The 11,587-nt window shown below is 48.5% G+C and carries 3 protein-coding genes; all 3 read right to left on the bottom strand.

What is annotated here, in order from left to right; all coding sequences use genetic code 11:
* Positions 1 to 329: 329 nt before the first annotated feature.
* The 3 genes from ACO6VG_RS17320 to ACO6VG_RS17310 all read right to left on the bottom strand — a co-directional run bounded on the left by ACO6VG_RS17320 (position 330) and on the right by ACO6VG_RS17310 (position 11,561).
* Positions 330 to 3,581 carry a PEP/pyruvate-binding domain-containing protein gene (locus ACO6VG_RS17320; protein ID WP_422133448.1) on the bottom strand — a complete coding sequence of 1,084 codons (3,252 nt, stop codon included), beginning with the start codon at positions 3,579 to 3,581 and terminating at the stop codon, positions 330 to 332.
* Between the two features lie 110 nt (positions 3,582 to 3,691).
* Positions 3,692 to 7,510, bottom strand: coding sequence for a DUF4116 domain-containing protein (locus ACO6VG_RS17315; protein WP_422474885.1), 3,819 nt, complete (start codon positions 7,508 to 7,510; stop codon positions 3,692 to 3,694).
* Between the two features lie 400 nt (positions 7,511 to 7,910).
* Positions 7,911 to 11,561: a DUF4116 domain-containing protein gene (locus ACO6VG_RS17310; RefSeq protein ID WP_422474883.1), complete on the bottom strand. Its 3,651-nt coding sequence runs from the start codon at positions 11,559 to 11,561 to the stop codon at positions 7,911 to 7,913.
* Positions 11,562 to 11,587 lie beyond the last annotated feature (26 nt).

Raw genomic sequence — 11,587 nt, 5'->3', positions numbered from 1 at the left:
GGAGGCGTATTATGGGAAAGAGGCGGCAGACAGTTTGGGAGAAACCACCGCTGAAAATCTGATTTGGCGTTCGAAAGACGACCGGAGCTTGACCACGCTCATTTTAGGTAATCAAAGGAATGTTTTGAAATACCCATTAATTTTAAAAAACAGGTTTTTAGCCCGAAAAACGACACAGTTTACGTATTCCGGGGCTGACTTTGATCCCTCATCTGCTGTTTAATAGCCCAGCTTCAAGTCATAATGAAGTGACTTGAGTGAATGTTGTCATGACGACATAGCTGCCATTCTTGGGCTCTTCACTCACATATTGGCGTTCTTTGGGATCTTCAGAGATAGTGAGTATAAAACTTTCTATCATTTCGAACCGCTTGGCTGGCATATTCCAGCCCATGCATTCGTATGGCATTCGCAATCTTTTCTTTGTGATCCCCAACCGGCAAACCCGGTGGCACATAAAACGCCAGACGCTCACTGAAGGAGGGCTTGATAACATAATATTGACCTTTCAATTGAGGATACATAATGTCAAAAAATGGCATAGCTGCTTCAGGATTTCTGAATAAAAAATGCTGCAACAGTTCCCTGCGGTTGTTATCACTGCGCTCATCACTCATTAAAAGCGCCTGAAGATCGTCCTTTGATTTTATCGCGCACCGGGATAAACGTTGAACATCATCAATAAACTGTTGGTATTGCTTGCTTAATAACGGGTAGCAAAGAGTAACTTTGTGTAAATAGGTATAACTGATTGAGAAAAGGCACCGTCGAAAGGCGAATCTATCGGCTTCTGTCGCAATATCGCGATCAAGCCGTTGTTCAAGCAAGTTAAAGTCCCACTGGTCCCCTTCAAAAATGGGTTTATCGTTCAAATTCATATCCACATCTTTAATATCACGTAACACTATGATTAGTTTTTGAAAGGCATTTTGCAGGGTTTCAGGTGATCTTATTCGGGGACATTCGATGATAACTTCACTGGCTACGGCATTGATACTTGTCTTTAAGCCATCGGTATTATTATCGAGTACTATCTCTTTCAGTAACTGCACCATAAACCACACACGCTTTAATTTGCCGACTGCAAAGTCCCATTCTTTACCAAAGGTGTCAGCAAATTTAAGCCGCAAGGTTCGTCCTTTGCCCCCTTCTGCATGTTCAAGCAGCTCAATAACACTCATATGATTGCCAAGCCTCAGGTTAACAATCAAGGCATCGTTCAGACTGACGACAGTGGCTGTAAAATTAAATTGTTCCATGGCTGCTGCTGCGGAAGGCGTCAGTAGCGGCGGCCTTTCACAAGGGGTCGTACAATCAACATAAGTGATATCCTTTCTCTTGGATATACTGCCTTGCCCCGAACCCAGAGTCACGGGAGCCAGCGCCTCGACAAAGCGCTGGTGCAGGGCAAAAATCAGGTCATGGACACTTTGGACCTGTTCCGCCTCCTTTGGGTTGAGTTTTTGCAAACAGGATTCCAGTTCCTTGCAATCTACCAGCCACTGACGAAATATTACCGGGGAAAGCCGCCCTTCTTCAGCGGTTTGTATTGCAGAAATGATACTCTCCAACTTTGATTCGATGGCCCGTTTCAATGCCTGGAATCGTCTGCTCAGTTGCGGGAATTCAACCCGCAACGAGTTGACCAGAGGCGAATCCGTTTTACCAGCCAGCCGCAAGAACGCCTGATACCCCTCCAACATGACTTCAGCCCCACGAATCAGCTGGTTTACGTCGTTCCTGATCTCTGCCAGTCGTTGCGATCGTGCTGGCGACATGCTCAGTTTTATGGGGTTTGCCAGACAACCCAATCGGCCATCGGAGGCAAAAAATGCCAACAAACGGGCATTTTGGTCTGTGAGCCAGTGAAAGCAGCTGGCGACCTGACGGAACTGGCATCTATGAGGGGACAGTTCATCCCTTGAAAGGCTGACTTCCTTCAGGGGCGCATTAGAAAAAGCTGAGGACAGGCTGCTGTGACTGGCCAGTTTTTCAGTAAAGTTACCGGCAACAATAAAGGCTCCGGGCTTACCCATGAAGCGGGCACAGGCCAGCGTCGCCTGTTCACCAACCTGAGCGGCCAACGCCGAATACTGGCCACTGGCCCGCATTAAAGTGACTTTTAGCTGTCTCATGAGGATCGCTACATGATCATTGAATCCGGCATAGGCAAAGACAAAGCCACCTGCCCGCTTCAGGAACCCGGACTCAAGCATCCAGTCTTTAGCCTGTTGAGCCACGACAATGGCGCCCTTTGGCATAGTGTCTGCCTGTCGTTCATTGGCCAGCCAGATTGGCCCTGTGCAATAGCCTTCGCTGATGCTCTCGCCAATGGCAAGACTCTCTTCGGGTATGGGCATGACAAAATCCATACCGCCCGAGAGCTGGGTAACAGGGCGCACCTGCAACAGGAATAAATTACCCTGATGATCGATGGCAAACTCGACATCCACGGGACAGAGCAACAGGTTTTCCAGCTCTGTCACCGCCTGGCTGAGTTTTGTAACCAAATGATCACTGAGTTTATGCCTGCCGTCGTCTGTTTGTGCGTCAGCATTCTGAATAGCTGTTTCTGAATAACCCTTGTTGTTTTTGTGCAAGACAAAGTGACTTGAGATCGTACCCGGAAAGTATTGAATGCTGTCAGCTCCTTCCACGCGAGAAATGTCAATGCGGTGAGGTGTGTTACCAGACTGCCCTGCCACTGCCCCCCTGGGTTGACCGGGTGTGTACTCAACCCTGATGGTACCATCCTGAAAAGATCGAAAACTCATGGCGACCCCGCCGTATTGGCAATCAATGCACTGCTGGATGATCAGCGCCATGGGTTGCGGTATGCCTTCGGGACAGACTTCAGGCCGGTAAGCTGAGGCCATGACCTTCAGGCAGGTACTTAAAACATCGTCTTCTTTCTGGACGACAGAGAGGTATTTGCCCGCCTGGGCATCGCCGTAGTTATCTTCGTTAATACCAGAGCTGCGGATAATAATCGGTTGAGAGGTGGGGCACCCGTCCAGCTGACGACGCAGATCCCTGATTTTTTGCGCCGCTTCAGAGTCTTTAACCTGTTGGTAATAGTCTTCACTGGCAATAAATTCCGCCAGACCTGCCAGCCAGTCATCCTTTTTGCTTTGCTCTGAAGGTGGCAAGGTATTAAGGTATTCCCGGATGTTCGTCAGGCTGGTCAGTGCATCGGGTTCATCAACATTCACAGGGAGATAGCGGACTAACAGCTGTCTATCCAGAGGGTGTTTTTCGAGCATACTTATGACCTGGGCTGTCACACATTCAAAGGGCGGAACAGACAGACCGGCTTTTTCCATGCGCATCAAAAACATCCCCTTGCCCCCCAATTGTTCCCGGTCGGAGAAAGAATGGTCAGCAGCCTGACCTGGAACCGGCGAACTACAAATGCGCTTGACCAGCAAAGTCGAGGCGGGAATACCGCTGGGATCAAGGGCACCGAAATATCTTTTAGGTGAATCACCAGCCCTATTGGATCGAGTGCCAGCCAGGGTATTCTGATTTGGATTTGTTATCGGGTTTTTAGGATCTGATGTCTCAGAAGTAGCACAATGCATAAAATATCCCTTTCATTATGTTCATCTATGAATCAACGGTTGATACGTTAATTGACTACTTTCTATAGACATTGATGTTTTTATAAAGTTCAACCGTACGGCTGAAGTGGTTAAAACGCCGTCTGCTGGCCAATACTGTCAGAGCCGGTCAGACCTTGTTGGCAGGGTATTTCGAAGAATTCAAAAACTGCCGGGTTTCTTATGGTTGCTGCATTGATAAAGTCATAATCCATTTGAAGCCTTGAAGCAGCAAATTCGAAAGCAAGACAGTTCTGCTCAATTAAGCCCAGCATGTACTCTCGATCATTCAGTAAGGTTTCACTGGCATAATATAAGCTACGAACATCACCAGAGCTTGCGAATTGTATAATTTTTTTATCGCCTCGTAATCTTTCACTGGCATGACGCAGGGCTTGCGGAAACGTCTCAACAGCGGCCATGACCACCGTTTCATCATCCCGAAGTGTTGCGCTGGCATATTCCAGCATACGACCATTCTGAGAGACTGCGGCCATGACGACCTCTTTATTGTCAAGAAGTTCCGGGCTGGTATATTGCAACTGTCTGGCCTTCTGAGTGACTGCGGCCATAACAACCTCTTTATCATTTTTCAGTTCTGTACTCACATATTTCAGGTCACCCGGATAAACTCTAATGGTGGGTAACACAACCTCTTTGTCACTTCGAACCCGTTGGCTGGCATATTTCAGCCCATGCAAGAGTAAGACATTCCTGACCTTTTCTTTATCATCCGGAACTGGCTGACCCGGAGGAATATCAAACTCCAGTCTGACATTAAAGGATGGTTTGATAACATAGTATTGACCTTCCAGATGGGGATACACATGGGCAAACAATGGCACAGCATGTTCCGGATGTATCAATAAAAGATGCTGTAATAGTTCCCTGCGGCTGTCGTCACCGATCTCATCACTCATTAACACTTTCTCAAGATGGCGCTCTGATTTACCTAAACGTCGACAATGATCTATAAACTGTCGTTGTTGCTGGTTGTTCAATAACTGGTCGCAGGGAATAAGGCATTTGTAAAAAATGTATAATTTCCAATCATAAAACATTGAGAAAAGACAATGATGAAAAGCGAATCTATCAGCTTCTGTGGTAATATCACGATTAAGGCGTTGTGCCAGCAGGTTAAAGTCCCACTGATCTCCTTCAAAGATGGGCAGGTCCGACAATTGTTGATCCAGATTATAGGTATTGTTTAATACAGTGATCAGTTTTTCAAAGGCACCCTGCAGGACTGGACGTGATTTTATTCGGGAGCATTCGACGATCATTTCACCTGCTACTTCGTTGCAGCTCAGCTTCATGCTCTGCGTATTTTCTCCCAGTTCGATCGCTCTCAGTAACTGTGCCAGAAACCACATGCGCTTTAACTTGCCGGGATTATAAAGACCTGATGCACGATGCTTACGAAATTTGTCAGAAAATTTCAGTCGCAAGGTTCGTCCTTTACCCCCCTCTGCCTGTTCGAGCAGTTCGACAAGGCCTACATGACTTCCTAATTTCAGGTTAACAATCAAGGCATCATTCATACTGATGACAGTCGCTTTATTCGCTGATTTTCCGATGGACTCCTTGCCGAACGGAGTCAATAGCGGTGCCTTTTCACCCGACTTACCCGGAGTGGTGCAATCAACAAAGGTGGCTTGCCCTTGTTTGGATAGCCTGCCCTGACCCGACCCCAAAGTGACCGCTGCCAGAGCCTCTACAAAGCGCTGATGCAGAGCAAAAATCAGTTCATGGACACTATGCACCTGCTCGGCCTTCCCGAAGTTGAGCGCTTGAAGACAGGATTGCAGCTGATGGCAGTCTGCCACCCACTGACGAAACATTAGCGGGGAAAGCTGCCCGTCTTCAGCAGCTTGCATTCGCATAATGATATTCTCCAAGCCGGATTGGATGGTCTGTTTCAGCGTCTCAAAGCGTTTGTTCAGTTGCGGTAATTCATCTCGCAATGTCTCAATCAGGGATGAACTGCTGTTGCCCGCCAGCTGCAGAAATGCCTGGTACACCTCCAACAGCTTTTCAGCGCCATAAATCAGTCGTTTTATGTTCTCTCTGGTCTCAGCCAGTAGCTCTGATCGTTGCCGCGACATGCTCAGTTTTATCGGGTTGGCCAGGCAATCCAGTCCACCACCGGAGGCAAAAAATGCCAACAGGCGGGCGTTTTGATCCGTCAGCCACTGAAAACAGTTGGCGACCTGGCGAAGTGTGTCTTCAGAGGGAGACAAATCATCCCGTGACGGGACGGCATTTCCCAGGGGCATATCTGAGAAGGCCGAGGATAAACTTCTGTGGCTGGCCAGTTTTTCGGTAAGGTCACCGGCAACAACAAAGGCTACGGGCTCACCGTTAAAGCGGGCGCAGGCCAGTGTCGTCTGTTGGCCTTTCTGAGCGGCCAATGCCGAAAACTGATCATCGGCCCGCATTAAGGTTATTTTTTCTTGCCTCATGAGGATCGCGACATGATCATTGAATCCTGCTTTGGCAAAGACAACCCCCCTCACTCGCTTCAGGAACTCAGGCTCAAGCATCCAATCTTCGGCATGGTCGGCCACGACAATGGCTCCTTCTGGCATTGAATCTACCGCTTGTTCTTCCGCCAGCCAGAGTGTACCGGTGCAATAGCCTTCGCTGATGCCCTGACCACTGGCCAGGGTCTCTTCTGGTATAGGCATGGCAAAATCCATGCCGCCAGAGAGTCGGGTAACGGGGCGTACCTGTAACAGGAACAGGCGACCCTGACGATCAATGGCAAACTCCACATCCACGGGGCAGAGCAACAGGTCTTCCAGCTTTGTCACCGCCTCCATGAGTTCTGAAACCGTTTCATCAGTGAGTTGCAGTCCACCGTCGCCTGATTGAGCATCAACATGATCAATTCTTACTTCCGAATAGCCGTTATTATTCTTGTGCAAGACAAAGTGACTTGAGAGGGTTCCGGGAAAGTATTGATAGCTGTGAACTTCTTCTTTGTGGCCCTTGCGATAAATATCGAGGCGGTGGGGCGTGTTACCGGACTGCCCGGCCACTACGCCCCTGGGTTGACCCAGTGTAAACTCTGCCCTGACAGTATTATCCTGAAAAGATTGAAAACTCATGGCGACCCCACCATATTGGCAGTCAATGCACTCCTGGATGATCAGCGCCATGGGTGGGGGTATGACTTCGGGACAGACTTCAGGCCGATAACCTGAGGCCATGACCTTAAGGCAGGTACGCAAAATATCCTCTTCTGCCTGCACTACCGAGAGGTATTTACCGGCCTGGGAATCGCCGTAGTTATCTTCGTTGATGCCTGAGCTGCGCACAATAACCGGCTGTGATGTGGAGAGTCGGTCCAGCTGACGGAGCAGACCTCTGATCTCCCGGGCCGCTTCAGAATCTTTGACCTGTTCGTAATAGTCATCACTGGCCACAAATTGCGCCAGACCCTGCAGCCACTTATCCCTTTTGCTTTGCTCTGAAGGCGGCAAGGCATTGAGGTGTTCACGGATGTTCTTCAGGCTGGTCTCAGCCTTCAGTTCGCGGTCAATCCCGGGAAGATAGCGGTCAAGTCTATCCAGAGGGTGTTGTTCAAGAGCATTCATGACTTGAGCAGTAACACACTCGAACGGTGGCACAGACAGACCGGCTTTCTTCATGCGCTGCAAAAACATTCCCTTGCCCCCAAATTGTTCCCGGTTGGAGGGGGAACAGTCAGCAGCCTGACCTGAATCAGCTGGACGGCAGGTGCGCCTGGCGAGCGACGCTGGGTTGGGAGCGCCACAGGGATCAGAATTGCCAAAATACCTTTTGGGAGAATCATCAGTCCCGATGGATGGACTACCATCCTGGATATTATGATTTGGAATCCTTGTCAGGCTTTTAGAATCTGACATCTCAGCAGTAGCAGGTAACATCAAGACATCCCTCACATGTTAAAATCATCCATGATTTAATCGCTAAAGTTCAATAGATTACTTTCTTTTGACAATGACATTGTTATAAAGTTCAACCGACAGCCTGAAGCTGACAATAGAAAAAAAGTAATGAGCTGGTAACAACCTTTGCACCGGTCAATGTCCCCGGAGTTGAAAAGAACTTAAGTACTCAACCTTACGAAATCATATTTTCTGACTTATTGTTCAGGCACTCGCGGCAACTGCTCCTGCGTTGCTCTGGCTCCTGCATCCATGCAGTCGTGATGCGTTGCAACTCTGGTCACATAGCTTGCTATGTTCCCGTCGTTGCGCCTTGCAGAGCACCTGCCCAATAAGCCAGAAATATTCGATTCCGGATGGCTGAGTACTTATTTGCAGATTACCCGACGTATTGACGAACTTCGGGGTTTCTGGAGATTGCTAAATTGATAAACTGAGTATCTTTTTGAAGGCTGTTAGTAATATTTGAGAAAGCAAATGAATCGATTGCAATCAAGTCCAGCAAAAACTCGCGATCATTTAATATCTGTTCACCGGCCCCTCTTAAATAATACATACTTTTAGCAACGGCTATTCGAACAATATTTTTATCGCTTCGCAATCTTTCACTGGCATACTCCAGGGCTCCGGCAGACTGTTTGACAGCAGCCATTACCACTTCCTCATTATCCTTAACTTTCTGGCTGGCGTATTGTAGCTGAGAACCATTCTGAGTGACTGATGCCATGACAATATCGCTGTCATTCCTCAACTCTTTACTGACATATTCCAGTTGTTCAGGATGTTTTAAAATGGCGGGCAACACAAGGTCTTTATCATTGAGAACCGCCTGGCTGGCATATTTCAACCCATGCTTGAGCAGGGCATTTTTGAACTTTTCTTTGTGCCCCCCAGATGGCTGACCTGGCGGAACATAAAACTTCAGACACGCACCGCAGGATGGTTTGATAACATAATGTTGACCTTTCAAGTGAGGATACATAATCTCAAAAAATGGCATAGCGGTTTTAGCATATGTCAATAAAAAATGCTGTAAGAGTTCAATACGAGTGCCCTCACCGATCTCATCACTCATTAACTTTTTCAGAAAATGGTCCGCCGATGTTCTCATGCACGTTTCCAAGCGTTGAACACAACGAATAAACTGCTGGTGTTGTTTACTTAATAAATGATAAAAACGCGGAACTCTATGTAAATAAGTTCTGGCAATTGAGAAAAGGCAGTCTTTAAAGGCAAATCGATCGGCTTCTGTGACAACATCGCTATCAAGGCGCTGTGCAAGTGTGTTAAAGCACCAGTGATCTTCTTCAAAAATGGCTCTGTCCAGAAAAACATCTAATTGATCAGTAGCACCTAGCACTGTTAGCAATTTTTCAAAGGCATACTGCATGTTTTTCGTTGATGTCATTCGGTGGCATTCAAGGATAATTTTTCCCGCTGCGGCGTTGCAACTGAGCTTCATGCTATCAGAATCTTTATCCAGTTCGATCACTTTCAGTAACTTGGCCAGAAACCACATACGCTTTAACTTGCCCGGTTGATCACTGCCATCAGGTTTCTGAAACTGGTCAGAAAATGTCATCCGCAAGGTTCGTCCTTTACCCCCCTCTGCGTGTTCAAGTAGTTCGATAACACTCATATGTTGACAGAGCGACAGGTTAACAATCAAGGCATCGTCCAAACTGACAACAGACCCTGAAAGCCATAATTTATTCAACATTGCTTTGCCGGCCGAGTTCAATAGCGGTGTCGCCTGACTGCGGGTCGTCCAATCAACATAGGTGATGTTATTTCCCTCAGATATCCTGCCCTGACACAAATCCCGAGTAACCGGCTCCAATGCCTCTACGAAACGCTGATGCAGGGCAAAAATCAGCTCATGGATACTACGGATCTGTTTAGCCTCATCAAGGTTGAATGCCTGAAGACAGTATTGCAGCTGATGGCAGTCTGCCACCCACTGACGAAACACTCCCGGGGATAACTGCCCTTTTTCAGCGGCTTGCAGTGGCAGAACGACACTCTTTAGCCCTGATTGAATGGTCTCTTTCAGCATCTCGAACCGGTTGTCCAGTTGCGATAATTCATCGCACCTTGACTTGACCTCGGATGAAGGCCATTTACCTGCCAACTGCAAGAAGGCCCGATACCCATCCAGCATTGCTTGAGCCCCATCAACCAGCCGATTTACACTGTCCTCAGTCTTTGTGAGTAGCTCTGATCGTTGTGGCGACATACTCAGTTTTACTGGGTTTGACAGATAATCCAGTCCACCGCCAGAAGCAAAAAATGCCAACAGCCGGGCATTTTGATCCGTGAGCCATTGAAAACCGCTGGCGACCTGATGGAATGTGCCTTCAGGTGGGGACAGATCCTCCCGGGACGGGGCAACTTTTGCAAACAGCGCATCAGAAACAGCTGAGACCAGACTTTTGTGACTGGCCAGTTTTCCGGCAATGTCACCGGCAACAATAAAGGCTCCGGGCTCACCGTTAAAGCGGGCGCAGGCCAGCGTCGCCTGTTGGCCATGGTGAGCGGCCAAGGCCAAATATTGGCCACCAGCCCGCATCAGGGTTATTTTTCTCTGCCTCATGACTATCGCGACATGATCATTGCATCCTGCTTCGGCCAGGACAAAACCCCCTGCCCGCTTCAGGAAGCCAGACCCAAGCATCCAGTCTTCAGCGTGGTGGGCCACGACAATGGCGCCCTCTGGCATAGATTCTGCGCGTTGTTTATTGGCCTGCCAGAGTGGTCCGGTACAGAAGCCTTCGCTGATACCCTCGCCAATGGCCAGGGTCTCTTCGGGTATGGACATGGCAAAAACCATATCGCCAGAGAGTCGGGTAACAGGGCGCACCTGCAAGATGAACAGACGACCCCAATGATCGATGGCGAACTCAACATCCACGGGGCAGAACAACAGGTTTTCCAGCTCTGTCACGATATTTCTGAGTTTTGAAATCATCTTATCAGTGAGTCGCTGCCCGCCGTCGTTTGATTGGACATCAGCGCCAGCAATTCTTTTTTCCGAATAACCGTTATTGTTCTTGTGCAGAATAAATTGGCTTGAGATCGTCCCGGCAAAGTATTGATAACTGTCAGCTCCTTCTCGACCCTCGCGAGAAATATCAATGCGGTGAGGCGTATTACCAGACTGCCCTGCCACCACACCTCTGGGTTGACCGGATGTGTACTCAACCATGAGGTTATCATTCTGAAAGGATTGAAAGCTCATGGCGACGCCGCCATACAGGCAGTCAATACACTGCTGGATGATCAGTGCCATGGGTTGCGGTATTCCTTCGGCACAGACTTCAGGCCGGTAGGCTGAGGCCATGACCTTAAGGCAGGTGCTTAAAACATCGTCTTCTTCCTGAACGACAGAGAGGTATTTGCCCGCCTGGGCATCGCCGTAGTTATCTTCATTGATGCCAGAGCTGCGAACAATCACGGGCTGTGATAGGGAGAATCCGTTCAACTCCTGGCGCAGATCCCTGATGTGTTGCGCCGCTTCAGAACCTTTAACCTGTTCGTAATAGTCATCACTGGCAATAAATTCTGCCAGACCCGCCAGCCAGTTATTCTTTTTGGTTTGCTCTGAAGCGGACAAGGTATTGAGATGTTCCCGGATGTTCGTCAGGCTGGTCTCTGCGCCCCATCCATGGGCGATCCCGGGGAGATAGCGGGCTAAACGATGGGGGTCCAGAGGCTGTTGTGCAAGCGCATTCATAACTTGAGCAGTGACACATTTGAAGGGTGGAACAGACAGACCGGCTTGCACCATGCGCAGCAAAAACATGCCCTTACCCCCAAATTGTTCCCTGTTGGCGCTAAAACAGTCAGCAGCCTGATCTGAAACAGGTGAACGGCAGGTGCGCTTGGTTAGCGACCTTGGATCGGGAACGCCACCGGGATCAAGATCCCTGAAGTGCCTTTTAGGCAATTCATTGACCTCAGTATTCTGATTGGGGTCGGTCGCCAGGTTTTGATGATTTGAAATTTCAACAGTAGCAGTAGCATTTAACATCAAGATATCCCTCTAATGATATTATT

The organism is Endozoicomonas sp. ALB032 (genome assembly GCF_049310125.1).
Lineage (GTDB): Bacteria > Pseudomonadota > Gammaproteobacteria > Pseudomonadales > Endozoicomonadaceae > Endozoicomonas_A.
Note: the sequence above shows the minus strand (reverse complement) of the source record. Positions and strands in the feature narration are given on the sequence as shown.

Bases quoted from the DNA above. Each gene is read 5' to 3' on its own strand.
- ACO6VG_RS17320 (WP_422133448.1), bottom strand. From the start codon at position 3,581: ATGCATTGTGCTACTTCTGAGACATCAGATCCTAAAAACCCGATAACA.
- ACO6VG_RS17315 (WP_422474885.1), bottom strand. From the start codon at position 7,510: ATGTTACCTGCTACTGCTGAGATGTCAGATTCTAAAAGCCTGACAAGG.
- ACO6VG_RS17310 (WP_422474883.1), bottom strand. From the start codon at position 11,561: ATGTTAAATGCTACTGCTACTGTTGAAATTTCAAATCATCAAAACCTG.